At 73.1% G+C, this 25,206-nt stretch carries 26 protein-coding genes; 8 read left to right on the forward strand and 18 right to left on the reverse strand.

The features are described 5' to 3' along the window. Nucleotides 1–5 precede the first annotated feature (5 nt). Nucleotides 6–287, reverse strand: coding sequence for a GYD domain-containing protein (locus tag H030_RS0101020; protein WP_027004738.1), 282 nt, complete (start codon nucleotides 285–287; stop codon nucleotides 6–8). A 63-nt stretch (nucleotides 288–350) separates the two neighbouring features. Here H030_RS0101020 and H030_RS0101025 point away from each other — a divergent pair, with 63 nt between their 5' ends. After that, on the forward strand, nucleotides 351–1,085 hold the full coding sequence (locus H030_RS0101025; protein ID WP_027004739.1) for a hypothetical protein: 735 nt from the start codon (nucleotides 351–353) through the stop codon (nucleotides 1,083–1,085). Beyond that, the gene (locus H030_RS0101030; protein WP_027004740.1) at nucleotides 1,086–1,889 is read left to right on the forward strand and encodes an ABC transporter ATP-binding protein; all 804 of its coding nucleotides are present in this window, start codon (nucleotides 1,086–1,088) and stop codon (nucleotides 1,887–1,889) included. Here the strand turns inward: H030_RS0101030 and H030_RS36000 are convergent. From H030_RS36000 to H030_RS36005, 3 genes are all read right to left on the reverse strand, one after another. After that, nucleotides 1,886–3,010: a sensor histidine kinase gene (locus H030_RS36000; RefSeq protein WP_051221405.1), complete on the reverse strand. Its 1,125-nt coding sequence runs from the start codon at nucleotides 3,008–3,010 to the stop codon at nucleotides 1,886–1,888. The genes H030_RS0101030 and H030_RS36000 overlap by 4 nt on opposite strands. A gap of 59 nt (nucleotides 3,011–3,069) precedes the next feature. After that, nucleotides 3,070–5,634, reverse strand: coding sequence for an ATP-dependent chaperone ClpB (clpB, locus tag H030_RS0101040; protein ID WP_027004741.1), 2,565 nt, complete (start codon nucleotides 5,632–5,634; stop codon nucleotides 3,070–3,072). A gap of 93 nt (nucleotides 5,635–5,727) precedes the next feature. Continuing rightward, nucleotides 5,728–6,552 (reverse strand): RDD family protein, encoded by an 825-nt coding sequence (locus tag H030_RS36005; protein ID WP_051221407.1) that lies wholly within the window; start codon nucleotides 6,550–6,552, stop codon nucleotides 5,728–5,730. Nucleotides 6,553–6,586: 34 nt separating this feature from the next. Here H030_RS36005 and H030_RS36010 point away from each other — a divergent pair, with 34 nt between their 5' ends. Next, a complete protein-coding gene (locus H030_RS36010; RefSeq protein WP_027004742.1) occupies nucleotides 6,587–7,558 on the forward strand; it encodes a stage II sporulation protein M in 972 nt (323 codons plus the stop codon). Here H030_RS36010 and H030_RS0101060 read toward each other — a convergent pair. The 6 genes from H030_RS0101060 to H030_RS0101085 are packed head-to-tail and all read right to left on the reverse strand — an operon-like array spanning nucleotide 7,525 to nucleotide 12,634. After that, nucleotides 7,525–8,757: a DUF58 domain-containing protein gene (locus tag H030_RS0101060; RefSeq protein WP_027004743.1), complete on the reverse strand. Its 1,233-nt coding sequence runs from the start codon at nucleotides 8,755–8,757 to the stop codon at nucleotides 7,525–7,527. The two genes, H030_RS36010 and H030_RS0101060, sit on opposite strands and share 34 nt — an antisense overlap. Before the next feature lie 10 nt (nucleotides 8,758–8,767). Then, nucleotides 8,768–9,703, reverse strand: a complete 936-nt coding sequence (locus tag H030_RS0101065; protein WP_027004744.1) for an AAA family ATPase — start codon at nucleotides 9,701–9,703, stop codon at nucleotides 8,768–8,770. Next, nucleotides 9,700–10,446: a DUF4350 domain-containing protein gene (locus H030_RS0101070; RefSeq protein WP_027004745.1), complete on the reverse strand. Its 747-nt coding sequence runs from the start codon at nucleotides 10,444–10,446 to the stop codon at nucleotides 9,700–9,702. The genes H030_RS0101065 and H030_RS0101070 overlap by 4 nt, the downstream gene beginning before the upstream one ends. Then, the gene (locus H030_RS0101075) at nucleotides 10,443–11,042 is read right to left on the reverse strand and encodes a DUF4129 domain-containing protein (RefSeq protein WP_027004746.1); all 600 of its coding nucleotides are present in this window, start codon (nucleotides 11,040–11,042) and stop codon (nucleotides 10,443–10,445) included. Before H030_RS0101075 ends, H030_RS0101070 begins: the two co-directional genes overlap by 4 nt. Then, nucleotides 11,039–12,058 (reverse strand): hypothetical protein, encoded by a 1,020-nt coding sequence (locus tag H030_RS0101080; RefSeq protein ID WP_027004747.1) that lies wholly within the window; start codon nucleotides 12,056–12,058, stop codon nucleotides 11,039–11,041. Before H030_RS0101080 ends, H030_RS0101075 begins: the two co-directional genes overlap by 4 nt. A 12-nt stretch (nucleotides 12,059–12,070) precedes the next feature. Then, nucleotides 12,071–12,634 carry a TetR/AcrR family transcriptional regulator gene (locus tag H030_RS0101085; protein ID WP_196808950.1) on the reverse strand — a complete coding sequence of 188 codons (564 nt, stop codon included), beginning with the start codon at nucleotides 12,632–12,634 and terminating at the stop codon, nucleotides 12,071–12,073. Between the two features lie 59 nt (nucleotides 12,635–12,693). Between H030_RS0101085 and H030_RS0101090 the strand changes: the two genes are divergently transcribed. Then, entirely contained in the window at nucleotides 12,694–13,428 is a 735-nt protein-coding gene (locus H030_RS0101090) for an SDR family oxidoreductase (RefSeq protein ID WP_035125711.1), read from the forward strand. A 43-nt stretch (nucleotides 13,429–13,471) separates the two neighbouring features. Here H030_RS0101090 and H030_RS28310 read toward each other — a convergent pair whose 3' ends face one another. The 8 genes from H030_RS28310 to H030_RS36015 form a co-directional block, all read right to left on the reverse strand. Further along, entirely contained in the window at nucleotides 13,472–13,999 is a 528-nt protein-coding gene (locus tag H030_RS28310; protein WP_051221410.1) for a heat shock protein transcriptional repressor HspR, read from the reverse strand. Next, complete coding sequence (gene dnaJ / locus H030_RS0101100) at nucleotides 13,996–15,138, reverse strand: molecular chaperone DnaJ (RefSeq protein ID WP_027004750.1); 1,143 nt, start codon at nucleotides 15,136–15,138, stop codon at nucleotides 13,996–13,998. Before dnaJ ends, H030_RS28310 begins: the two co-directional genes overlap by 4 nt. Nucleotides 15,139–15,169: 31 nt before the next feature. Next, nucleotides 15,170–15,748 (reverse strand): nucleotide exchange factor GrpE, encoded by a 579-nt coding sequence (locus H030_RS0101105; RefSeq protein WP_051221412.1) that lies wholly within the window; start codon nucleotides 15,746–15,748, stop codon nucleotides 15,170–15,172. 3 nt (nucleotides 15,749–15,751) lie between these two features. Beyond that, nucleotides 15,752–17,674 carry a molecular chaperone DnaK gene (gene dnaK, locus H030_RS0101110; RefSeq protein WP_027004752.1) on the reverse strand — a complete coding sequence of 641 codons (1,923 nt, stop codon included), beginning with the start codon at nucleotides 17,672–17,674 and terminating at the stop codon, nucleotides 15,752–15,754. 104 nt (nucleotides 17,675–17,778) lie between these two features. Next, nucleotides 17,779–18,657, reverse strand: a complete 879-nt coding sequence (locus H030_RS28315; protein WP_051221414.1) for a GGDEF domain-containing protein — start codon at nucleotides 18,655–18,657, stop codon at nucleotides 17,779–17,781. A gap of 120 nt (nucleotides 18,658–18,777) precedes the next feature. After that, nucleotides 18,778–19,659 carry an ATP-grasp domain-containing protein gene (locus H030_RS0101120; protein WP_027004753.1) on the reverse strand — a complete coding sequence of 294 codons (882 nt, stop codon included), beginning with the start codon at nucleotides 19,657–19,659 and terminating at the stop codon, nucleotides 18,778–18,780. Continuing rightward, nucleotides 19,638–20,345 carry an endonuclease III domain-containing protein gene (locus H030_RS0101125; protein ID WP_027004754.1) on the reverse strand — a complete coding sequence of 236 codons (708 nt, stop codon included), beginning with the start codon at nucleotides 20,343–20,345 and terminating at the stop codon, nucleotides 19,638–19,640. Before H030_RS0101125 ends, H030_RS0101120 begins: the two co-directional genes overlap by 22 nt. Then, nucleotides 20,335–21,240 (reverse strand): carbohydrate kinase family protein, encoded by a 906-nt coding sequence (locus H030_RS36015; RefSeq protein ID WP_027004755.1) that lies wholly within the window; start codon nucleotides 21,238–21,240, stop codon nucleotides 20,335–20,337. The genes H030_RS0101125 and H030_RS36015 overlap by 11 nt, the downstream gene beginning before the upstream one ends. Before the next feature lie 232 nt (nucleotides 21,241–21,472). On the opposite strand from H030_RS36015, the gene H030_RS0101135 reads away from it, so the two are divergent. The 4 genes from H030_RS0101135 (at nucleotide 21,473) to H030_RS0101150 (ending at nucleotide 25,180) form a co-directional block, all read left to right on the forward strand. Continuing rightward, nucleotides 21,473–21,919 (forward strand): CAP domain-containing protein, encoded by a 447-nt coding sequence (locus tag H030_RS0101135; RefSeq protein ID WP_027004756.1) that lies wholly within the window; start codon nucleotides 21,473–21,475, stop codon nucleotides 21,917–21,919. Nucleotides 21,920–22,005: 86 nt separating this feature from the next. Next, on the forward strand, nucleotides 22,006–23,688 hold the full coding sequence (locus tag H030_RS28325; RefSeq protein WP_051221416.1) for a hypothetical protein: 1,683 nt from the start codon (nucleotides 22,006–22,008) through the stop codon (nucleotides 23,686–23,688). Nucleotides 23,689–23,772: 84 nt separating this feature from the next. Further along, a complete protein-coding gene (locus tag H030_RS36020; protein WP_081690412.1) occupies nucleotides 23,773–24,552 on the forward strand; it encodes a phosphatase PAP2 family protein in 780 nt (259 codons plus the stop codon). A gap of 22 nt (nucleotides 24,553–24,574) precedes the next feature. After that, on the forward strand, nucleotides 24,575–25,180 hold the full coding sequence (locus H030_RS0101150; protein WP_027004757.1) for a CDP-alcohol phosphatidyltransferase family protein: 606 nt from the start codon (nucleotides 24,575–24,577) through the stop codon (nucleotides 25,178–25,180). Nucleotides 25,181–25,206 lie beyond the last annotated feature (26 nt).

The raw sequence follows: 25,206 nt of genomic DNA on the forward strand, positions 1-25,206 counted from the left end.
GCGATCTAGAGCGACGCGATGAAGTCGTCGATCGGGATCGCGCTGAGCGTCTCGAACCGGCCGGTCCCGCGGGAGCCGAGCTCCAGCGACACGCGCGCCATCGTGGTCTCGTCGGGGGCCTCGACGATGCTCACGAAGTCGAACCGTCCGAGGACCGACCACTGAGCCTTCACGGTCGCGCCGAGCTGCTCGACCTCGGAGTTGACCTCGCGGATCCGCTGCGGGTTGTTCTTGACCGTCTGGACGCCCTCAGGCGTGAGCGTGGAGAGCATGATGAACGTCGGCATAACGCCCCTTCTACCCCATCTGCGCATGTCGCGGGGCGCGGCCCCTACCCTCAGGTGCTGACAATGCGCCTCCCCACCGCTGTCCTGCCCGTCTCCGTCGTCCTGCTGGCCGCCCTCCCGGGCGCCGCCCACGCCGCCGTCCCGGCCCTGCAGACGGACCGCACCTGCTACCTGCAGACCGACAAGACCAACGTCACGGTCACCGGCAGGGGCTTCAACGCCAAGACGCCGTACGTCGTCGCGCTGGACGGCACCGCGCTCAACGACGGCTCGCAGCTGATGGACGACCTCGGCACGATGCAGGGCACGTTCCCGCCGCCGCCGCTGGCCGACGACGAGCTGCAGCGCACGTTCGGGGTCGGCGTCGCCTCGGGCGGGCTGAGCGCGTCCGCGAGGTTCACCGTCACGCGCCTGCAGGCGAACTTCTCGCCGTCGCAGGGTGACCCGACCAGGCTGAGGGTCCGGTTCTCGGTCGCGGGCTTCGGCCTCGTCGACCACAACCCGGACGTCTACGTCCACTACGTCACGCCCAAGGGCACGCTGAAGCAGACGCTCCGGCTCGGCCAGGCGACCGGTCAGTGCGGGCGGATCGTCAGGACCGCCAAGCGGCGCCTGTTCCCGTTCGAGAAGCCGGCGCTGGGCAAGTGGAACCTGCAGTTCGACACGACCAGGTCCTACGCGCCCGGCACGCGCACGAGCAAGTTCCTGTTCTACTCGGTGGGCGTGTGCCTGCAGCCCCCGGGCGCCAGGAGGCCGAGCCAGAAGTCGCCATGCCCGCAGCAGGTCGTCAAGAAGTAGGTGTTGAAGCTCCGCGGGGCCACCGTCACCCGGTGGTCCTCCTCGCTGGGTCGTGAGCTGCGGCTGCTGGACGGCGTCGACTGGGACGTCGCGGCCGGCGAGCACTGGGTGATCCTGGGGCCCAACGGCGCGGGCAAGACCACGTTGATGCACTTGGCCGGGGCGATGGCGCAGCCGTCGGCCGGGACCGTCGAGGTGCTCGGCTCCACGTTGGGCAGGATCGACATCCGGACGCTGCGCGAGTCGATCGGCTTCGTCGACGCGCGGCTGGCGCGCTCGCTGCGCGGCAACTACACCGGCGTGCAGACCGTCATGACCGGCGCGTTCAACACCATCATCTTGCAGGCGCGCCGCCTGACGCCCGAGCACGAGACGCGGGCGCGCGAGTTGATGGGGTTGGTCAGCGCGCTGGACCTCGCCGAGCGCCGCTTCGAGGACTGCTCGCAGGGCGAGCGCCAGCGGCTGCTGCTGGCCCGCGCGCTGATGGCCGAGCCGCGGCTGCTGCTGCTCGACGAGCCCGCGTCCGGCCTGGACCTCCCGGGCCGCGAGGGCCTCGTCGCCGCGCTCGTGTCGCTGGCGCGCGACCGGCCGGAGCTGCCGACGGTGACGGTCACCCACCACCTCGAGGAGATCGCACCCTCGACGACCCACGCGCTGCTGCTGCGCGGCGGCCGCGTCCTGGCCGCGGGCCCGGTCGCCGAGGTGCTGACGTCAGAGCGCGTGAGCGACTGCTTCGGCGTACCCGTCGAGGTCAGCGGCCGCCGCGGCCGCTGGGCCGCCGCGGTCGAGCACCAGCCCGGCTAGAGCGGGAGCGCGCCCGCGACCAGCGTGCCGGCGCCCGGCTCGGAGACGACGCGCAGCGTGCCGCCGTGGGCGGCGATGCGGTCCTGGAGGCCGTGCAGGCCGGAGCCGCCGGAGGGGTCGGCGCCGCCGATGCCGTCGTCGCGGACCTCGAAGCCGACCGCCGCGATGTCCTCGCGCAGCGTCACGCCCACGGTCGCGTGGGTCGCCTGCGCGTACTTGGCGACGTTCGTCAGCGCCTCGGCGACCGCGAAGTAGACGGTCGCCTCGACCGGCTCGGGCAGGCGGCGGTCGGGGACCGCGACGACCTCGACCGGGACGGTCGCCCGGATCGCCAGCGCCTCCAGCGCCGCGGCCAGGCCGCGGTCGGTCAGGACCGCCGGGTGGATCCCGCGCGCCAGCGCCTGCAGCTCGCCCATCGCCTCGGCCAGCTCGCCGGACGCGCGCGCCAGGATCGCCGCGGCGCCGTCGGCGTCGCCCGGCAGCGCCGCCTCGGCCAGCCGCAGCTGCAGCGCGAGCGCGACCAGGCGCTGCTGCGCGCCGTCGTGGAGGTTGCGCTCGATCCGGCGCCGCTCGGCGTCGCCCGCCTCGATGATCCGGGCGCGCGAGGCCGCGAGCGCCTGCTGGTGGCGGCGCCGCTCGACCTCCGCCGCGGCGCGCGCCGCGAAGATCCGCAGCGCGTGGACCCGGTCGTCGTCGGGCCGCAGCCCGGCCGAGGCGAGCACGCCGAGGTGGCCGAGGTGCGCGCCGTCGGAGCCGCGCATCGCCACCGCGAGGTAGCTGTCGAGCCCGAGCTCGACGACCATCTCGTCCTCCGGGAAGCGCTCGATCACGCCCTCGGCGTAGGCGACGAGGTCGGCGCTGCCGACCTCCGCGCACGGCGTCCCGGCCAGGCAGTACTCGACCGGCTCGGCGAGGCCCGCGCCCTCCCAGCAGGCCAGGAAGCGGGCGCGCTCGGGGTCCTCGGGCACGACCTCGGCGACGAACGCCACCTCGGCCGCGAAGGCCTGCGCGACGTGCTTGACCAAGGACTGGAAGAACGCGTCGCCGACAGCGCCGGCGGTGCCTTCGGCGATGTACCCCAACAACTCGGCGGGGCGGCGCTGTGGGTCCTGCAGCGACATCGGGTCGCGCGAACCTACTCCGCGCGACCCGATCGCAGCAAACGCCGTTTGGCCAGGTTCTAGACCGCGGCGGGCTCCGCGGGCTCGGCCGGCGGGGTCGACTCGCCGGCCTTGGCGAACGTCAGCTCGCCGTCGACCGCGTCGACCGCCACCACGTCGCCCTCCTTGAAGCGGCCCTCGAGGATCGCCAGCGCGAGCTGGTCGACGAGGCGCTTCTGGATCACGCGCTTGAGCGGGCGCGCGCCGTAGGTCGGGTCGTAGCCGAGGTCGCCGAGCAGCGTGCGCGCGGCCTGGCTCAGCTCGACGTCGATCCCGCGGTCGCGGACGCGCTGCAGGACGCGCTCGACCTGGAGGTCGACGACCGACCCGAGGTGCTCGCGGTCCAGCGCGTGGAACTCGACGATGTCGTCCAGGCGGTTGATGAACTCCGGCTTGAAGTGCCCCTCCGCGCCCGCGCGGCCACCCGGGATGTTGGAGGTCATGATCAACACGGTGTTCTTGAAGTCGACCGTCCGGCCCTGGCCGTCGGTCAGGCGCCCGTCGTCCATCACCTGCAACAGCACGTTGAACACGTCGGGGTGCGCCTTCTCGATCTCGTCGAGCAACACCACCGTGTAGGGGCGGCGGCGCACGGCCTCGGTCAGCTGGCCGCCCTCCTCGTAGCCGACGTAGCCGGGGGGCGCGCCGACGAGGCGCGACACCGCGTGCTTCTCCATGTACTCCGACATGTCGATCCGGACCATCGCGTCGCCGGAGTCGAACATGAACTCGGCCAGCGCGCGCGCCAGCTCGGTCTTGCCGACGCCGGTCGGGCCGAGGAACAGGAACGAGCCGATCGGGCGGTCCGGGTCCTGCAGCCCGGCACGCGAGCGGCGCAGGGCGTTGGACACGGCGGAGACCGCGTCGGCCTGGCCGATGACGCGCAGGTGCAGCCGGTCCTCCATGTGGATCAGCTTCTCGACCTCGCCCTCGAGCAGCCGCGACACCGGGATCTTGGTCCAGCGCGCGACGACCTCGGCGATGTCCTCGGGGTCGACGATCTCGCGCAGGAAGCCGGCGTCGCCGTCGGTGCGGTCCTCGCGCTCGACGAGCTGGCGCTGCAGCTCCGGGATCTCGCCGTGGCGCAGGCGTGCGGCCTCCTCGAGGTTGGCCTCGCGCTCGGCGCGGTCGAGCATGCGCTGCGCCTGCTCCAACCGCTCGCGGATGTCCTGGACGCCGGTGATCGCGTCCTTCTCGGCCTGCCACTCGGCGGTCATCGCCGAGGACTTCTCCTTGAGGTCGGCGAGCTCGCGGTCGAGCGTGTCGAGGCGCCCGAGCGAGGCGTCGTCGGTCTCCTTGGCCAGCGAGGTGCGCTCGATCTCCAGCTGCAGGATGCGGCGGTCGACCTCGTCGATCTCGACGGGCTTGGAGTCGATCTCGATCCGCAGCCCGGAGGCCGCCTCGTCGATCAGGTCGATGGCCTTGTCGGGCAGGAAGCGGTCGGCGATGTAGCGGTCGCTCAGCGTGGCGGCGGCGATCAGCGCGGCGTCCTGGATCCGGACGTTGTGGTGCAGCTCGTAGCGCTCCTTGAGCCCGCGCAGGATCGCGATCGTGTCCTCGACGGACGGCTCGCCGACCAGCACCGGCTGGAACCGGCGCTCCAGCGCCGCGTCCTTCTCGATGTGCTTGCGGTACTCGTCGAGCGTGGTCGCGCCGACCGCGCGCAGCTCGCCGCGGGCGAGCATCGGCTTGAGCAGGTTCGCGGCGTCGACCGCGCCCTCGGCGGCGCCCGCGCCGACGATCGTGTGCAACTCGTCGATGAACAGGACGACCTGGCCGCCCTGGTCCTTGATCTCCTGCAGGACGGCCTTCAGCCGCTCCTCGAACTCGCCGCGGAACTTCGAGCCCGCCAGCAGCGCGCCGATGTCGAGTGAGATGACGCGGCGATCGCGCAGCGAGTCCGGGACGTCGCCGGAGACGATCCGCTGGGCGAGGCCCTCGACGATCGCGGTCTTGCCGACACCGGGCTCGCCGATCAGCACGGGGTTGTTCTTCGTGCGGCGCGAGAGCACCTGGATGACGCGGCGGATCTCCTCGTCGCGGCCGATGACCGGGTCGAGCTCGCCCTTGGCGGCGCGCTCGGTGAGGTCGACGCCGAACTTCTCCAGCGCCTTGTAGGTCTCCTCGGGGTTCTGGCCGGTGACCTTGTGGCCGCCGGTGACGTCGGGCAGCGCCTGCAGGACGCGCTCCTTGGTGACGCCGTTGGAACGCAGGATGTCGCCGGCCTTGCCGCCGAAGCCGGCGAGCGAGAGCAGCAGGTGCTGGATCGAGATGTACTCGTCGCCCTGCTCGCGCATCTCGGCCTCGGCCGCGCGGACGATGCCGAGCAGCTCGGGCGAGGTCGCCGGCTCCTCGGCGGTGGCGAGCGTGGGCAGCGTGTCGAGCTGGGCGTCGGCGTCCGCGCGCAGGGTGGCGGCGGGGACGTCGAGCTTGCGCAGCACGCCGGAGACCACCGAGTCGTCCTGGGCGAGAAGCGCGGAGAGCAGGTGCTCGGGGAGCGCCTGCGCGTTCTTGCGCTGCGCCGCGAGGGCGAGCGCGGCCTGGATGGCCTCCTGGGACTTGATCGTGAAGCGGTCGGCGTTCAAGGTGCTGTGGATCTCCTTGGGGAGTCGCAGATCTCAGTGGGGTCGACTGAGATTTTAGCAGCGCTGGGGCGCGGTCTCAACGGGTGCGTCCGGTCAGCGCTCGCGCGCCTTGGCGGCCGCGACCGCCTCGATCAGGTCCTCGTCGTCGAGATGGCCGGTCGCGCCGCCGACACGCGGCTGCAGCGCGCCCGCGATCCGGCGGGCGATGTCGCCGCGCGGGCCGGGCGGGAGCTCCCTGCGGCGATCCAGGAACGAGCGGATCGCGGCGAGGTCCTCCGGCGAGACGGCGGAGACGTCGAGCGCGCCGTCGGCGCCGCGCGGGAGCGCCGCGCCGGCGGGCATCGCCCAGCCGCTGGAGCCGAACTGCTGCGGGAGCGGGCCGGATGGCGCGGCGCCGGCGTTCGCGGCCGCGGCCGCGGCCGCGGCGAACGAGGCCTCGGCGTTCTTGGTGGCCTTGGGGTCGCGGACGACGACGGTCCGGGCGGCGAGGTCGCCGAGCCGCTGGTTGTTGGTGGTGACGAGGATCGAGACCATCGCCGGGAGGTAGAGCAGCGGCAGGCCGTCGACCAGGCGGATGACGTTGCGGATGCAGCTGGAGAGGAGGTCGACGGGGCGGCCGTCGTCGCGCAGGACGCGCAGGCCGGCGAGGCGCTTGCCGGGCGTGCGGCCGCCGCCGAGGACCTCGAAGGCGACGTCGTAGCCGAAGTACAGGAGGAACGAGGCGATCGAGCCGACGGCGAGGCCGAGCGAGTTGCTCAGGGTGAGCACCAGGACGAGCCAGACGGCGCCGATCAGCAGGAACTTCAGCGTGAGGTCGACGAGCGTGGCGGCGAAGCGCGAGCCGAGGCCGCCGAGGACGAGGTCGACCGTGACCCCTTCGGGCGTGGCGATCCGCAGCCGGTCCTGGTAGTCCTCCATCTGTGGCGCACGCTACCCGGACCGGCTACCGGTCATGACCCTCGACCGGTTCGAGCGCGAGCGCGCTGCGGGTTGGGGTGCGCTGGAGGCGGCGCTGACCAGGGCGAGGGGGCGCCCGGAGCGGCTGGGCGCTCCCGGGGTCCTGGAGCTGGGCGCGCTGTACCGCGGGGCCGCGGCCGACCTCGCGCTGGCGCGGCGGCTGTTCCCCGGCGACCCGCTGACGGCGCGGCTGGAGACGCTGGTGATCCGGGCGCGCGCGGTCGTCTACGCGGACGTCGGGCGGCGGCGGGCGCCGTGGGCGTTCGTCACGACCGGGTACTGGCGGCTGGTCTCCGACGCCAAGTTGGTGGTGTTGCTCGCGGCGGTCCTGTTGTTCGGCGGCGCGCTGTTCGCGTTCGTGTGGGGCTGGGCCGATCCGGACGCGGCGAGCGGGCTCGTGCCGGGGAGCTTCATCGACGGCGCCGACCCGCCGCGCGGCTCGCGCGGGCTGAGCGCGTCGGACTCCGCCGCGTTCTCGTCGGAGATCTTCACCAACAACATCCAGGTGACGCTGCAGTCGTTCGCGGCCGGCCTGCTGTTCGCGGTCGGCGGCGCGTTCATGTTGGTGTACAACGGGCTGATCTTCGGCGCCGTGCTCGGCGTCGCGGCGGCCAACGGCAACGCGGGCCAGGTGCTGCGCCTGATCGTCGCGCACGGCGTCCTGGAGCTGTCGTGCATCATCGTCGCGGCGGCGGCGGGGCTGCAGCTGGGCTGGGCGCTGGTCGCGCCGGGCCCCCTGCGGCGCCGCGACGCGCTGGCGGCGCAGGCCCGCCCGGCGATGGCGATCGTGCTCGGGACCGCGCCGTGGCTGGTCGTCGCGGGACTCGTCGAGGGCTACGTCTCGCCCGCGGGCTGGGGCGGCGCGGGGCCGTACGTCGTCGGCCTCGGGCTAGGCTCGTTGTACTGGGGGTTGGTCGTCTGGCGCGGCCGCGCTCAGAGCCGGCGCCGCGACTTCGCGCGCAGGTAGGCGCGGACGCAGGCGGCGGCGAGGCGGTCCGGGCGGGCTTCGACGACGGTCGCGCCGGCGCCGGTGAGCGCCGCGGCGGCCTGGGTGCGGGCGGTGAGGAGCGCTTGCGCCGCGGTCGTGAGGTTGGGGTCGCCGGACTCGGCGAGCTGCTCGACGTCCGGGTCGCGGGCCGAGGCGACGACGACCGCGTGGCGGCGGGTGAGGACCGGGACGGCGTCGGTCAGCGCGCGGGCGGCGGCGGTGTCGAGCAGGTCGGTGAGCACGACGACGAGCGCGCGCTTGCCGCCGCCGACGGTCCGGAACGCCAGCTCGTAGTCGCTGTCGCGCTCGCTCGGCTCCAGGTCGAAGGTCGCGCGGATGACGTCGTCGCCGGCCGCGCGGCCGGGGCGGATGCGGCGGCGGATCCTGTCGTCGAACGCGAGCGCGCCGGCACGGTCGCCGAGCTCGTCGGCGACGAGCGCGAGCGCGGTCGCGGCGTCGAGCGCGGTGTCCAGGCGCGTGCGGTCGGTGCCCAGCGGCGCGGCCATCAGGCGGCCGACGTCGAGGACGATCACGATCTCCTGGTCCTGCTCGACGCGGTGCTGGTTGGACATCGGGCGGCCCAGGCGCGCGGTCGCGCGCCAGTTGACCTGGCGGATGTCGTCGTCGGGCAGGTAGTCACGGACGCGCTCGAACTCGGTGCCGAGGCCGACCGGCCCGCGGGTCCGGATCCCGGCGTCGCGGTAGCGGCCTTCGCGCACGGCGAGCGCGAGACGGCGCGCCGCGGGGAGGTCGGGGTAGACGGTGAGGTCGGCGGCGCCGGTCGCCGCACGGCGCTGCCAGGCGCCGAGGCCGAGCGGGCCGCGGGTCCGGGTCGCGACGCCGGGGAGCGCGTGGCGGCCGCGGCGCAGCGGCGTGAGTTGTGCGTGGAGTTGCGTCGTCGCTTGTTGTACGTCAAGCCTCAAGTCCGGGACCAGCGGCTGCCGCACCACCGTCCGCCCGCCCTCGGCCGCGACGCTCAGCGGCGTCGTGATCCCGCGCGCGAGAACGCCCGCGACCTTGCGCTGCACCCGCGGCCGCTCCGCCCGCGCGACCAGCGCATCGCCGACCGCGACCGCGACCGTGAGGACCGCCAGCGCCACGGCGACGCCCGGCGGGACGATCAGCGCCGACAGCGCGACGACGACGAGCACCGCGACGGTCCGGGCCGTCAGCGCCACGCGGCGCTCCTCACCGCGGCACCGGCACGGCGGCGAGCGCGGTCGTGATGGCGTCGGTGGCGGTGTAGCGGTCCAGCTCGGCCTCGGGCGACAGGACGAGGCGGTGGGCGAGGACGGGGCGGGCCATGCGGACGACGTCGTCCGGCGTGACGTAGTCGCGCCCGCTCAGCGCGGCGGCGGCGCGCGAGGCGGCCAGCAGGTGGACGGCCGCGCGCGGGCTCGCGCCGAGCGTCACCGCGGGCAGGTCGCGCGTCGCGCGGACGATCGACACGACGAACGCCTCGACCTCGTCGGTCGCGCTCACGGCGCCGAGCACGGCGCGGGCGTTGTTGATGTCCTCGGTCGTGGCGACCGCCCGGACCTCCTCCAGCGCGGCGGGCGCGAGGCCGTCGCGCGCGAGCCTGAGCAGCGCGCGCTCGTCGCTCTCGGCCGGGTAGCCGATCGCGGCGCGGAACAGGAAGCGGTCGAGCTGGGCCTCGGGCAGCGGGTAGGTGCCCTCGTACTCGACCGGGTTCTGCGTCGCGACGACGACGAACGGCTCGGGCAGCGCGTGGCGGACGCCGTCGACCGTGACGTGGCGCTCCTCCATGGCCTCCAACAACGCGGCCTGGGTCTTCGGCGGCGTGCGGTTGATCTCGTCGGCCAGGACGACCGCGGCGAAGATCGGCCCGGGCCGGAACTCGAGGTCGCCCGCGCTGCCGCGCAGGGCGACGGTCCCGGTGACGTCGGACGGGAGCATGTCGGGCGTGAACTGGATCCGGCCGAACGACGTGTCCAGCGCGCGGGCGAACGCGCGCGCGAGCAGCGTCTTGGCGGTTCCGGGCGGGCCTTCGAGCAGGACGTGGCCGCCCAACGCGGCCGCGGCGAGCAGCAGCTCCAGCGCGTCGTCCTGGCCGATGACGGCCCGCCGGACCTCGGTCGCGACGCGATCGTGCAAGTCCTTCATGTCGAGTCCTCGTGGTTGGTCTGCGGTTGCGGTTGGGGTTTCGTGCGGGCGAGCGCCGCGGCAAGTGCTTCAACATGCGCGCGCCGCGGCGGCGGCAGCGGGCGCGCCGGCAGCTCGGGCGGGCCGAGGCGGCGGCCACGGAGGAGCAGGAACGCCAGCGCAGCGAGGGCGAGCAGCCACAGCGTGGTCTTGACGCTGGACGGCAGCGCGGCGAGGCCGGTCTGATCGCGGTAGCCGTGGACGGACTCCACGAACACGATCCGGCGCGCCGGCGGTCCGGCAAGGTGTAGGGCTTGCTCCGCGTTGTCGTCCCGCGCGAGCGCGCGGTTGCGCAGCGGCGTGGCGTCGTCGACGAGCGTCGCGGTCCCGCGCCCGATGCGCTGGATGCCTCGCGACGGGTCGCCGCCGAGCGCGGTCGCGGCGGTCCCCGCGAGGACCGCGTGGCCGCCGTCGCCGACGAACCGGCGCAGCGCGGCGCGCTGGCGCGACGGCAGGAGCGTCCCGTCGACGACCACGATCGTGTCGCTCGCGGCCGGCGTGTGCTCGTCCAGCGGCGCGCGCAGGCGGCGGACGTCGTGGCCGGCGCGCTCCAGCAGCGTCGCGTAGGCGGCCAGGCCGTCGGGCGTCGTCGCGTAGGACGACGACGCCGGGCCGGTGGGCTGCTGCGGCGCGCGGCCGAGCACCACGGCGACCACGACCAGCGCGAGCGCGGCGACCGCCGCCGCGAGCGTGCCGCGGCTCATCCGCGCCGGGCCTCCCCGACCACGGCGGGCCAGTCGCGCCGAGCGGACTCGGCGTCGTCCGGGCTCGCGTGGCGGCCGCCGTAGGCGACGGCGTCGTGGGTGGCGGCAAGCATGTTGTAGGTCTCGCTGCGCAGGGTCCGGCCGACGTCGCCGGAGGTCAGCGACGGGCGCAGCGCGATCGCGCGGGCGGCGTCGAGGCGCAGCAGGCCCGCGGCGAAGCGCAGCCGGACGGCGAGGTCGTGGTCGCCGGCGCGGTCGGCGTCGGCCGCCTGGCGCTCCAGCTCGGCGGGGCCCGCGGCGGCGGCGCCCGGGACGTCGCCGGGGCCGGCGACGCGGTGCGCGGCGGCGCGGCGGGCGCGGTCCTGGTGGTAGCGCACCGCGACGAACGTGACGGCGGCGACGAGCACGACCACGATCACCGCGAGCGTGACGTCGCCGGAGACGGCGCCGCCGGGCATGGCGTCGCGGAGGTCCTCCAGCCAGTTGCCGAAGGTCACGAACAGCGAGTGAAGAGGACCTCCGCTGTGGTGGTGTTCCTGGAAGCGGTCCTGCGCGAGGATGTCGCGCGCCTGCGCGCGGGCCTCGGCGGCGGTCACTCGTCCGGGACGGGCGGCGGGGGTTGCGACGGCGGCGGCGCGCCGGGCGTGTCGCCCGCGCCGGGCGCGACCGGCGGGGCCCAGGCGCCGGCGGGCGCGGCGGACGGCGGCAGGTAGGAGGAGGACGGCGCGGGCGGCGGCGTCGATCCGGCGCCGGGCGCGACCGGGTTCCCGAACGCGTCGCGCTGCGGCGCCGGGTCGTAGGCCGACGCGCCGCCCATCCGCTGGGCGAGGAGGGCCAGGTCGAAGCCCTCCTTGCGCACGCGCAGGTCGAAGTACACCAACGTGGTCACCGCGGCGATGAACGGCGTCGTGACCAAGGACACCAACAGGTCGCCGAACCGGGACAGGATCAGCGCGCCGGTCGAGGTGTCGTCGACCACGCCGGAGGCGAGCGCGTCGAAGGCCAGCCCGACGACGCTCGTGGCCACGCCGGCCAAGATGTAGGCCACGACGAAGCGGCCGCACGTCGCCCACCAGCGGCCCTCGACGAGCTTGAACGAGCGGCCGATCGCGCCGAAGCCGCCGATGCCCTCGACGAGCAGCACGGGCAGGGCGACCGACCAGGCGATCAGCAGCCAGAAGCCGGGCAGGATCAGGAAGAGGAAGCCGAGGAAGACCCCGACGACGAGCAGGATCGACAGCCACAGCGTGGCGCCGAGGCGGCCGGCGGCGAACGACAGCGACTCGCGCGCGGAGGTGTCGCGCTGGAGGTAGGTGTCGGCGATCGCGCGGTAGCAGGCGACGTTGCCGAGCAGGTAGGACAGGAACGTCAGCGCGATGATCGCGACCTGGCCCGCGGCGTAGGCGCCGGAGTCCGAGTACGTGGTCTTGGTCGCGTCGGACGAGAGGAGCGAGCCGGCCTGGTAGACGTCGGTCGTCGAGCTGATGATCACGATGTTCGCTAGCTCGAGCGGGAGCGCGATGACGAGCATCACCGTGGCGAGCGTCTTCCAGCGCGCCATGACGATCTTGATGGAGGCGTCGAGCGTCTCCCCGAGGTTGAGCGGCCGCATCTGGCCGGGAAGTTACTCGGCGGCGCGGGCGAGCAGCGCTGAAAGGGCTTGCGCGGTCTGCGCGTCGAGCGGGCCGGACCGGGTGATGAGGCGGTACCAGAGCAGGCCGAAGACGAGGTCGGTGGTCAGCGCGCGCCGGTCGTCCGGGATCTCGGGGGCGAGCAGGTCGTGGAGGACGGCGCGGCGGGCGGCCAGGAACTCGGCGAAGCGCGGCGCGAACTCGAGGTTGCGCTGGGACTCCGCGGCGAGCGCCTTGAGCAGCGCGGCGGCTCCGGGTTCCTGGGCGCCGTCGAAGGTGGCGGTGATGAACGCGTTGAGGCGCTGCTCGAGCGTGCCGTCGCTGCGCGGGGCCGGGACCGTGGTGGCGCCCCATTCGATGAGGGCCTCCAGGACGACGTCCGCCTTCGACGGCCACCAGCGGTAGATCGTCTGGCGCCCGACGCCGGCGGCGGTGGCGATCGCGCCGACGGTCAGCGCGGGATAGCCGTCCTCGCGCAGGAGGCGCTGGGTCGCATCGAGGATCGCCTGGCGCGTCTGCTCGTTGCGCTTGGGGCCGGTGTGCGGTCGGGGAGCCACGACGCCGCGCATGCTAGCCGAGACTCGTGGTCTCGGCTAGCTGCTACTGTCGAGACACAATGACTCGACAAATCGATCTGACCGGCAAGCACGCGTTGATCGCCGGCGGCACCTCCGGCATCGGCGAAGCGGCCGCCGCGGCCTTCGTGGCCGCCGGCGCCGACGTCCTGGTGACCGGCCGCGACGCCACGCGGCTGGCGGAGTCCACCACGCGCTCGGGCGCCTCCGGCCTCGTCTGCGACGCAACGTCGTCGGCGGACATCACGACGCTCGCATCCCAGGTCGAGCACCTCGACTTCCTGGTGCTCTCGCTCTCCGGCGCCTCCGGCGGCGGACCGTTCGAGACCCTCGACCTCACCGCGCTCCGCGAGGCCTTCGAAGGCAAGCTCTGGCCCCAGCTGACGTTGTTGCAGTCCTTGCTCCCGAAGCTCTCCGACGACGCCTCCGTCGTCTTCATCTCCGCAGCCTCAGCCCGCGCGGCGTTGCCCGGGACCACCGGCCTGGCCGCGCTGAACGGCGCGCTCGAAGCCGCCATCCGCCCGCTCGCGACCGAGCTCGCACCGCGCCGCGTCAACGCCGTATCTCCCGGAGTGATCGACACCCCCTGGTGGTCAGCAGCCCCAACCGATCTCCGCGAGCAGACCTACACCCAGATCGCCACGACCATCCCCGCCGCCCGCGTCGGCACACCCCACGACGTCGCCTCAGCCATCCTCCTCCTCGCAACCAACCCCTACATCACCGGCACAACCCTCCCCATCGACGGCGGCCTCACCCTCCCCCGCGGAGGGTGACCGGTCCAGAAACGCGGCGCGCCTCCGAGTGGAGGCGCGGTGGTCAGCGGGAGGGTTGGTCGGAGTCGCGCTCGACCGGGATGCGGCGGGGGCCGGGTGGGGTTGGTGGGTCCGGCGGCGCGGGTGTGGGCGCGGCTGCCGCGGGGGGCGACGGGATGATGTCGCGGGTGTGCTTGAGGGGGACCAGCTCGCCGCCGCGGAGCTCCTTCTTGACGGCTTCGATCTGGGCCGTCATCTCCTGCTGGAGCTCGGTGGTGCGGCGTTCGAGGGCGTCGACGCGGCGGCGGCTGCGTTCGAGCTCCTGCTCGAGGCGCAGGACGTGCTCGACGCCGGCGAGGTTCAGCCCCAGGTCGTTCGTCATCTCCTGGATGCGCCGCAACCGCTCGACGTCCTCGTGCGAGTACAACCGCGTGCCCTTGGGCGACCGCTTCGGCTCGATCAGCCCGCGCTGCTCGTACATGCGCAGCGTCTGCGGGTGCATCTCGGCCAGCTCGGCGGCCACGGAGATCATGAAGACCCCGCGGTCCGAGCTGACCGTCACGGTGGTGCGGGTGCGGCGGATGCCGCTCATGAGAACAGCCTCGCTCTCGGATCGTCGCCCATGACCTCGGACAGCTTCTCGACCGCCTCGGACTGCTCGGCGCTCAGCGTCGCGGGCACGTCGATGACGAACTTGTAATGCAGGTCGCCCTTGCCCTTCCCGCCGAGCCTCGGCGGCCCCTCGCCGCGCAGCCGCTGGATCGTCCCGTGCTTGGTCCCCGGCGCCACGCGCAGCTTCTTGCGCCCGTTCAGCGTCGGCACCTCGACGTCGGCACCCCGGATCGCCTCCGGGATCGTCAGCGGGACCTCGACCTCCAGGTTGTCGCCCTTGCGCTCGAAGATCGGCGACGGTGCGACGTGGGTCAACACGTACAGGTCGCCCGCGGGGCCGCCGTTGCGCCCCGCCTCGCCCTTGCCGGCCAGCCGGACGCGCGAGCCTTCCCTGACGCCCGCCGGGATGTTCACCTTGTAGTTCTTGACCGTCTTCTGCTGCCCAGCCCCTGCACATGTCGGGCACGGGTCGTCGATGACGGCCCCGGACCCGTGACAGCGGGAGCACGGCTGCGAGATCGAGAAGAGCCCCTGGCCCTGGGACTCGATCCCACGACCGCTGCACTTCGGGCACACGCGCGGCGACGTCCCCGGCTTCGCGCCGGTTCCGCGACAGGTGGGACAAGGCTGCGTCGTCGCGACGCTCAACGGCACCTGCGCGCCGTTGATCGCCTGCTCGAACGAGACCGCGACCGACGACTCCAGGTCCTTGCCGCGCTCCGGCCGCGGCCCGCGCGGCGGCTCCGTACGCGTACGCGTACCACCGCCACCACCCACGGGACCGCCCTCGCCGCCCCTGAAGATGTTGTTGAAGATGTCCTGGAACCCGCCGAAGTCGCCCGCGGAGAACCCACCGCCGGCGCCAGCGCCACCGGCGCCGCCGGCCGCGCCGCCGCCCATGCCGAAGATCCCGCCGCGGTCGTACTGCCTGCGCTTGTCGGGATCGCCGATCAGGTCGTAGGCCGACTGGATCTCCTTGAAGCGCTCCTCGGCCGCGGCATCACCCGGGTTGTGGTCCGGGTGGTACTGGCGCACCAACCTGCGGTGCGCCTTCTTGATCTCGTCCTGGGACGCCTTCCGATCGACCCCGAGCGTCTTATAGGGGTCGCCCGCGGTCATGCTGCGACCGCTTGCGAGCGCTCTGCGCGAGTCATGCGGCGACCACAACCTTCGCGGGACGGAGGATCTCCTCCTTGTAGCGGTACCCGGGCTGGTAGACCTGCGCCACCACTCCGGATGCCACACCGTCAACTGGCGCCTGCGCGACCGCCTCGTGCTGGTGCGGGTCGAACGTCTCGCCCTCCGGCGAGAACTGCTCGATCCCGACCCGCGTCAAGGCGGACAGCAGCTCGGCCTGGACCAGGCGGATGCCCTTGGTGAGATGATGCTCGGCGTCGGTCTCCTCGGCCTCGGCCGCGGCCAGCGCCCGGTCGAGGTTGTCCAGCGACGGCAGCAGCTCGCGCGCCAGGCGCGCGACCCCGCGGGCCGAAGCGACCTCGACGTCACGCCGCGACCGCTTGCGGATGTTGTCCGTCTCGGCGGCCGCGCGCAGGTACAGGTCCTTGTAGTCGGGCTCGGCCGGAGCCGCGGCCTCAGGCGCTTCCGACTCCTCAGGCGCCTCGGCGGCGGCGTCCTGCGCCAGCCCCTCGATGCCCTCGTCGACCTCGTTGGACTCGACGCCCGGCGCCGGAGCCTGCTGCTCCGGCGCCACGTCGCGCTCCTCGCTCATCGGCTACTTGCCCTCGTCCACGACCTCGGCGTCGACGACGTCCTCATCCGAAGAGGACGCGCCGTCCGCCGCGCCGTTGGCCGCGCCGCCCTCGGCGTCGCCGGCCGCGGCGGCCTGCTGCTGCTGGGCCTTCTCGTACATCGCCTCCGAGACCTTGTGGAACGCGGACTGCAACGCCTCCGCCTTCGCGTTGATCTCGTTGGGGTCCTCGGACGGCAGCGCGTCGCGGACCGCCGTGATGGCCGCCTCGATCTCGGTCTTGGACTCCGGGTCGACCTGGTCGCCGAGGTCCTTCAGCTGCCGCTCGGCCTGGTACGCCGCGTTCTCCGCGTTGTTGCGCGCCTCGGCCAGCTCGCGGGCCTTCTTGTCCTCGTCGGCGTGCGCCTCGGCGTCACCGACCATCGACTTGATCTCGGCGTCGCTCAGGCCGGAGCCCGACTTGATCTCGATCTTCTGCTCCTTGCCGGTGCCCAGGTCCTTCGCGGACACGGCCAGGATCCCGTTCGCATCGATGTCGAACGTGACCTCGATCTGCGGGATGCCACGCGGCGCCGGCGGGATGCCCGTCAGCTGGAACTTGCCGAGCGACTTGTTGTAGGTCGCCATCTCGCGCTCGCCCTGGAGCACGTGGATCTCCACCGACGGCTGGTTGTCCTCGGCCGTCGAGAAGACCTCGCCCTTGCGGGTCGGGATCGTCGTGTTGCGCTCGATCAGCTTGGTCATGACGCCGCCCTTGGTCTCGATGCCGAGGGTGAGCGGGGTCACGTCGAGCAGCAGGACGTCCTTGACGTCGCCGCCCAGGACGCCGGCCTGGATCGCCGCGCCGACGGCCACGACCTCGTCCGGGTTGACGCCGCGGTGCGGCTCCTGGCCCGTGAGCTCCTTGACCTTCTCCTGCACGGCCGGGTTGCGGGTCATGCCGCCGACCAGGACCACGTGGTCGATCTTGTCGGCGCCCTTGGCCTTGGCGTCGTCGAGCGACTGGCGGACCGGTACGACCACGCGGTCGAGCAGCTCGCTGGTCAGCTCGTTGAACTTCGCGCGGGTGATCCGGACGTCGAGGTGCTTGGGGCCGGACCCGTCCGCCGTGATGAACGGCAGGTTGATCTGCGACTCCTGCGCGGTCGACAGCTCGATCTTGGCCTTCTCGGCGGCCTCGTAGAGGCGCTGCAGGGCCATCGGGTCAGCGGTCAGGTCGATCGCCTGGTCCTTCTTGAACTCGGACGCGAGCCAGTCGACGATCGCCTTGTCCCAGTTGTCGCCGCCGAGGTGGTTGTCACCCGCGGTCGACTTGACCTCGAAGACGCCGTCGCCGATCTCCAGCACCGACACGTCGAACGTGCCGCCGCCGAGGTCGAAGACGAGGATCGTCTGGTCGGTGTCCTTGTCGAGCCCGTACGCCAGCGACGCGGCGGTCGGCTCGTTGATGATGCGCTTGACGTCGAGGCCGGCGATCTTGCCGGCGTCCTTGGTCGCCTGGCGCTGGTCGTCGTTGAAGTACGCGGGGACCGTGATGACCGCGCCGTCGACCGTCTCGCCCAGGTACGCCTCGGCGTCGGCCTTCAGCTTGGCGAGGATCATCGCGCTGATCTCCGGCGGCGAGTACTGCTTGCCGCCCGCGTCGATGCGCGCGTCGCCGTTGGGGCCGGAGACGACCTTGTACGGGACGATCGACTCCTCCTCGCGCACCTCGGCCTCCTTGCGGCCCATGAAGCGCTTGACGGAGAAGACGGTGTTCTGCGGGTTGGTGACCGCCTGCCGCTTGGCGACGGTGCCGACGAGGCGCTCGCCGCTCTGCGCGAAGGCGACCACGGACGGGGTGGTGCGACCGCCCTCGGCGTTCTCGATGACGGTCGGCTCGCCGCCCTCGAGGACGGCCATGCACGAGTTCGTCGTGCCGAGGTCGATGCCGATGGTCTTGCCCATGTTGGGGAGTGGCTCCTTTTTCTGCCAGCGAACGGGGAGTGAAATCTAAGCCACAGCATAGGAGATCTGAACGCGCGTCGGCCGCGCGGTGGACAGACCCGGCGTCAGGCCGCGTGCGCGGTGGCCTCGAGGACCACGCGATCCCGGCCCGCGGCCTTGGCCGCGTAGAGCGCGCGGTCGGCCCTGTCGACCAACTCCTCCAGCTCCTGCCCGGTCCACGCCGCGACGCCGATCGACACCGTCACGCCGAGGCGCAGGTCGTCGCCCGCCTCGATCGGCGTGCCCGCGATCGCCTCGCGCAGCGACTCGGCCACCGCCGCCGCGCCGTCGGGCGTCGTCTCGGGCAGCGCGATCACGAACTCCTCGCCGCCCCAGCGCCCCACGATGTCCTCACGCCGGACGCGCTCGCGCAGCCGCGCCGCGATCTCGCGCAGGACGACGTCGCCGGCGGCGTGGCCGTGCTCGTCGTTGACGCGCTTGAAGCGGTCGGCGTCGATCAGCAGCAGCGCAAGTTGATGGCCATGACGCCGCGCGCGCGAGAGCAGGACGTCGATCTGCCGCGACGCGCCGCGGCGGTTGGGCAGCTCGGTCAGCTCGTCGCGGTAGGCGAGGTCCTCGAGGTTGGAGTAGCGGCGCAGCGCGAGGTCCAGCAGCTGCCGCGAGCGGTAGGCGACGCGCACGCGCGCGATCAGCTCGGGGTCGGCGCCGGTGGCGGTCCAGACGTCGGCGGCGCCGTCGCGCAGCGCGGCGACGACCGCGTCGGCGTCCGCGTCCGGGTGGGCGAGGATCACCGCGACGCCGAGCAGCTCCGGGTCGCCCGCGACGTCGCGGACGAGCTGGCGGCCGCCGCCGTCGAGGCCGTGGTCGAGCAGCACGACATGCGGGCGCTCGGCCCGGACCGCCTCGGCGGCCGCGACGCGCTCGTCGCGGCAGAGGACCTCGGCGCCGACGGCGCGCAGCAGCTCGGCGGCGTCCGCGCGCATGCGGGCATCACGGTGTGCAACGAGCACCCGCACGTGCTGGAGAGGACCACCGACCGCCGTCATGTCGGGGCGTCCATGCCCAGAGAACCGCACCACGAAGCGGTGCGCACCGCCCAGGCGTCAGCGTACGGGCACGCGGCGGCCGATCGCGGCCGCAAAATCGGACACCCGTCCAGGGTCGTCCATGAAGAACAGCGACGGCTCGGTCAGCTCCAGCTCGAGGATCAGCGGGGCGCCGTCCTCGTCCTCGACGACGTCGACCCGCGCGTAGAGCAGCGGGCCGTCGAGCTCCGGGAAGCGCGCCGCGACGTGGGCCAGGGCGCGGGCCCCGAGCTCGCGCTCGGCGGCGGTCGCCTCGCGCGGGAGGATCGTCTCGGCGGCGAAGACCTCGGCGGTCGGGTCGGCGCCCGGGGTCAGCAGCGGACCCTTGTGGATCGCGTGCGAGAACGCGCCGTCGAAGTACAGCAGCGCGGTCTCGCCGCGCTCGTCGACCGAGGCGACGTAGGGCTGGACCATCGCGGTGCGGCCGCCGGCGTGGATCGCCTCGACCAGCGCCGCGGCGCGCGGCGCGTCGTCGGCGCCGTGGAAGCGCGCGGTGTCGCGCGAGCCGGCGGAGACCGTGGGCTTGACGACGTACTCGGCCCCGTCCGCGGGCGCCGTGAACGGCGCGCCCGGTGCGATCAGCTCGGTGTGGACGACCGGCAGCCCGGCGTCCTCCAGCTCCTTGAGGTACGCCTTGTCGGTGTTCCAGGCGACGATCTCGGGCGGGTTGAGCAGGCGGTCGCCGATCGCGTTCGCCCACTCCAGGAACTCGCCGCGGCGGTGCTGGTAGTCCCAGGTCGAGCGCAGGACGACGACGTCGTACCGGTTCCAGTCGACGCTCGGGTCGTCCCAGATCACGTACTCCGAGCCCTCGATCGCCGCGGGCAGCGGCGCGTCGTCGGGGTCTCCCTGCGGGAAGTGGGAGCAGGTGGCGAGGGCTACGCGCGGCGGGACGGACATGTCGCTCTCAACGTACAACTCGCGCAGCGCGGCCTCTGCGCGTGGCACGTGCGACGCCCGTGGCGCAGCAGGTTGACGTGGAACTCGAGCTCGGCGCCCGGCGGCGTGAGCGCGAGCATCGCGTCGTGGAGCTCCTCGAACGGCGCGCCGGGGCGCAGCAGGTGCAGGCGCATGCCGACGCGCGAGACGTGCGTGTCGACCGGGATGTCGCGCAACCCGTAGGCGAACAGGAGGACGCACGCCGCGGTCTTGCGCCCGACGCCGGGCAAGGCACAAAGGAAGTCGCGAGATTCGCTCACCGGTGCGTCGCGCATCCAGTCCAGGTCGAGCGTGCCCGGGGACGTGTTGGTGTCCTCGATCGCGACCAGGATGTCGTGGATGCGCTGGGACTTGACCTTCGAGATCCCGCCGGGGCGGATCGCCTCCTCGACCTCGGAGACCGGCGCGTTCCGGACCTCCTCCCAGGTGGCGAACCAGCGGCGCAGGCGCAGGAACGCGACGTCGCGGTTGCGGTCGCTGGTCGACTGCGAGAGGACGGTCAGGACCAGCTCGGCGAGCGGGTCCTCGTGGGGCGGCGCGAGCGGGACGCCGTAGACGTCGCGCAGCCGCTCGCGGATCCGGGCGACCCGGTCGCGCCGCGGCGCGCGCCACTCGGCCTTCGGGACGGTTGGGACGTCAGACGGCAAGCGCGCCGTACCGCTCGGTCGCGCGGGCGGCCTCGGCCATCGCGTCGGGCAGCATCGCGGCGACCGACGCGGGGTAGAAGCCGGTCCGGGCCAGCGCGGCGAGCAGGACGCCGGTGACGGCGTCGCCCGCGCCGGTGGTGTCGACGGGCGTCGCGGCGGGCGCGGAGACGTCGCGGTCCAGTCCGCCGCCGCGCAGCAGCGCGCCGCCGGCGCCGAGCGTGATCACGACGTGCTGGGCGCCGGCCGCCAGCAGCGACTGCGCGGCCGCGGCGGGGTCGGTCTCGCCGGTCAGCGCGCGGGCCTCCTGCGCGTTGGCCCTGACCAGGAACGCGCGGTCGGCCAGCGGGCCGGTGACCTCGACGGCATTGGAGGTCGTCCTCCAGCGCTCAGCCCGGAAGTTCGCGTCGACGACGACCGGCTTGCCGTCGCGCAGCGCGCGCTCGCGGGCGGCCAGCGTGACCGCGCGCTCGGCCTCGCCGACGAGCGTGCCGGAGGTGACGAACAGCGCGTCGCTGCCGTCGACCGCGTCCTGCGCGCGCTCGGCGCCGAGACGTGCGACCGCGGCGGCGGCGCCCGCGCCGTAGACGGCCGCCGACGGCTGCGCATCCGCGTCGACCGTGACGAACGCGACCGGCGTCACGACGTCGTCGCTGCGCTCGAACGCCGTCAGCTCGACGCCCTCGTCCTGCAGGCGCTCGGCCAGCCACGCGCCCCACGGATCGGTCCCGGCGCCGCCGGCCAGCGCGACGTCCGCGCCGCGGCGCGCGGCGGTCACCGCGACGTTCGCGCCCGCCCCGCCGAGGCGCGGCACGAACGCGTCGGCCTCGGCGAACGAGGCGACGGTGCGCTGGCAGACGAGGTCGACCAACGCCTCACCCAGGCACAGGATCCGCATCGCTGACGGAGCCTAGTGGCCCCTTCTCATAGCGCGGGCGGGATCGTGCAGGGCTTCACCATCCGGACACCACGTCGATCCTGACGGGTGGATAGGGTGCACGCCTCGGCAGGGGTTGTCCGCCCTTTCCCGAACACGCCGGAACGCGACCGTGGCAGCGGTCGCAGTCGTCGAACTGAAGATGTACGGGCATGGATGTCCCGTCCCACCCCGGACCAGGAGATCTGAGCCCGTGCCCGTCGCTGCGCCCGTCGTCGCCCATACCGCCGCCGTCTCGTCGAAGGCCGAGATCGCGATCGTCCGCGAGATCAACCGCGTCCGCCGCTCGCACCACCTCCGCGCGGTGAAGCTGACATCCCCGCTGGCCGGTGTCGCAAAACAGCACTCCAAGGAGATGCTGCAGCACAACGCGCTCACCCACTCGAGCTTCGACGGCAGGTCGTTCTCGACCCGTCTCGCCGCGGGCGGCAAGCGGCGCAGGCAGTACGGCGAGACGCTCGCCTGGGCGCCCGACGGCTCGCACGTCACCGCCAAGGTCCTCCTCAAGCTGTGGATGAACTCCGCGCCCCACCGCGCGGTGCTCATGAACGGCAAGCTGCGCCGCGTCGGCGTCGGCCGCATCCGCGGCGCCATGGGCCCCCAGGCCGGCGCCGCGATCACCGCGGACTTCAGCTCGTAGCGCACGCCGCGGCGTGCCCTGATCCGAGATCTCGGCCGCAGTAGCCGAGATGCTCGGCCCCGGATGACGGCCGTCGATGACCGGAGGTGAACCCCTGGTTCATCGAGGATCAGCGGCGGACGTCAGGCGGCGGCGAGCGCTCGGATGATGCCGGCGAGATCTTGGATCAGGGCACTACTCTCGGCGGCTCGCTCGTGAGCCGCCGTCGCCTCTCCCTTCCGCCCGCGTGGGTGTTCGCCGCCGTGCTGGCGGGCGTGTACCTGGTGGTCCAGCCGTACTCGGCGGACCTCGCGGCGCAGACCTACCGGACGTGGCTGTTCGAGCACGCGGGCTTCGTCGTCTGGGACAACGGCTGGTACGCGGGGCACCACGTCCCGTCGTACTCGATCCTGTTCCCGCCGCTGGCGGCGTGGACGTCGCCGCAGTGGGTCGGCGCGGTCGCCGCGGTCGTCACCGCGTGGGCGTTCGAGCGGCTGGTCGGCGACGACGCGGGCGCGCGGCCGGCGGCGTGGTGGTTCGCCGCGGGCACGGCGGTCTCGCTCTACACGGGACGGCTGACGTTCGCGCTCGGGCTGATGTTCGCGGTGCTCGCCGTGCTGGCGCTGCGGCGCGAGCGGCTGGTGTGGTCCGGGGCGCTCGGTGCCTTGGCCGCGCTCGCCTCGCCGGTCGCCGCGGCGTTCCTGGCGCTCGCGCTGGTCGCGTGGTGGTGGTCGACCCGGCGCACCGTGGCGACCGCGGCGCTGCTCGGCGCCGCGCTGGTCCCAGCGGTCGCGCTGAGCGTGATGTTCCCCGAGGGCGGGCCGTTCCCGTTCGTGCTGTCGTCGTTCCTGCCGACGCTCGCCGTGACCCTGCTGCTGCTGGCGATCGCCTGGCGCACCGCGCCCGGCCCGCTGCGCGCCGGGCTGGTCCTCTACGCGCTGCTGCTGCTCGCCTCCGGCCTGCTGTCGACGCCGATGGGCGGCAACGCCGCGCGCCTGGGCGCGATCCTGGGCGGGCCGATCGCCGCGCTGCTGCTGTGGCCGGACCGTCGCGCCGCGTTCGCGCTGCTGACGCTGCCGTTGTTGTACTGGATGCTCTCGTCGCCGTTCGACGACGTCCGCCGCGCCGCGTCCGATCCGTCGGTGCACGCGTCGTACTACGACGGGCTGTTGACCTACATGAAGGACCAGCAGGCGAGGGACGGCCCGTTCCGGATCGAGATCCCGTTCACCGACAACCACTGGGAGTCCGCGCGCGTCGCGCCGACCGTCCCGCTCGCCCGCGGCTGGGAGCGCCAGCTCGACCAGAAGGTCAACCCGTTGTTCTACGGCGCCGGCGCGCGCGACCTCACGCCGGAGAAGTACCGCGCGTGGCTCGACGAGAACGCGGTTCGCTACGTCGCGCTCGCCGACGCGGCGGTCGACTACTCCGCCGCCCACGAGGCGGCGCTGATCCGGTCGGGGCGCGCGACCTACCTGCACGAGGTCTGGTCCGACACGCACTGGAGGGTCTTCGCGGTCGCCGACCCGACCCCGCTGGCCACCGGCGTGCCCGGCGCGCGCCTCACCGCGCTGGATGCCGACCGCGTCGACCTGGCCGCCCCGCGCGCAGGGACCGTCCGGCTCGGCATCCGCTGGTCGCCCTACTGGCACCTCACGCGCGGCACCGGCTGCGTCGTCAAGCGCGGCGACTGGACGGACGTCCGGCTCACCTCGACGGGCCCCGCGCGCATCTCCGCGGGCTTCGCGCTCGGGCGGATCCGCGCCACTTCCGCGCGCTGCACCGACTGAACCCGCACGTTCCGGTTAGCGGGTGTTAGGTGTGGGCAACCTCACTGTGTGCGGGCTGTGAGTCGCGATAAGGTGGGCGATTCCATGCCGGTGCGTCTCCCCTCACGCCTCATGGAGCGGGTCTTTCCCCACGGCCCGTTCGACGTCGTCCGCCAGGTCCTCCTGTTCGCCGCGGCGTACTACGCGTACCGCCTGACGCGCGGCGCGATCGACGACCCGCAGGGCGCCGCGACCGCGTTCCAGAACGCGCGCCACATCATCTCCTTCGAGCAGGCGACCGGGCTCTACGTCGAGCCGACGATCCAGACGTGGTCGTCCGGATGGTCGTTCGCGACCGACGTCGCGTGCTGGATCTACATGAACGCCCAGACGACGATCTGCCTGGCCGCGCTCGTCTACCTGTACCTGTTCCACAACGAGCGCTTCTACTTCGTGCGGAACATGTTCATCGTCGCGATGGGGATCGCGCTGATCGGCTACATGCTCTTCCCGACCGCCCCGCCGCGCTTCTTCCCGGAGCTCGGGTTCCAGGACACGCTGTCGAACTACACGCACGTCGATCACAACGACGTCAAGGTCAACGCGCTGTTCAACCCGTACGCCGCGGTGCCGTCGATGCACTGCTGCAACGCGCTGCTGATCGGCTGGTCGCTGGCGCAGCTCGTCAAGTGGCGCTCGCTGCGGATCTTCTGGGCCTGCTACCCGCTGCTGCTGGTCTGGGTCGTCGTCGCCACGGGCAACCACTGGATCACCGATGCGATCCTCGGGGCGGCAACCGCGGGCCTGAGCTTCTACGCTGCCAAGTGGCTCGCGCAGAAGCGCCCGGAAGCGTGGGCCTTCACGCCCGCCAAGGCCACGGCCTGACACCCCCCTTCCGAGAGACACCATGTCCACCCCTTCTTCGCGCGAGCGGCGCGAGCTGGTGCGCAATCGCCTGATCGAGTCGCGCCTCACGCCCAACGCCATCTCGCTCACCGGCTTCGCCGTCTGCGTCGTCGCCGCGTTCCTCGTCACCCAGCGCCTGTTCTTCCTGGCCGGCGTCGTGTTCATCGTGGGCTCGATCTGCGACACGCTCGACGGCCGCTACTCGCGCATGTCCGGCAAGGGCTCGCCGTTCGGCGCGTTCCTGGACAGCACGCTGGACCGGATCGAGGAGGGCGTGGTCCTGACGACCGTCGCCGCGTACTTCGCCTGGAAGGGCCAGCAGTTCGCGGTTTCTGCCTGCGTCGTGGCGGTTCTGGCGTCGTTGATGGTGTCCTACACCCGTGCCCGCGCCGAGGCGCTGGGCGTCGAGTGCAAGGTCGGCATCGCGACCCGCGCGGTCCGCGTCGTGATCCTGAGCATCGGGCTGCTGTTCGCCCGCGGCGCGTCTTTGGCAGACTTCCAGCTACTCGAGCCCGCGGTGTACGTCCTCGCTGGGCTCTCGACGATCACCGTCCTGCAGCGCATCTTCCACGTGCGGAAGGCGCTGACCGAGCCCGCGCCGCTGTAACCGCGGACCCGCGACGGGATAGTTGA

It is taken from the genome of Conexibacter woesei Iso977N, from assembly GCF_000424625.1.
Taxonomy (GTDB): Bacteria; Actinomycetota; Thermoleophilia; order Solirubrobacterales; family Solirubrobacteraceae; genus Baekduia; species Baekduia woesei_A.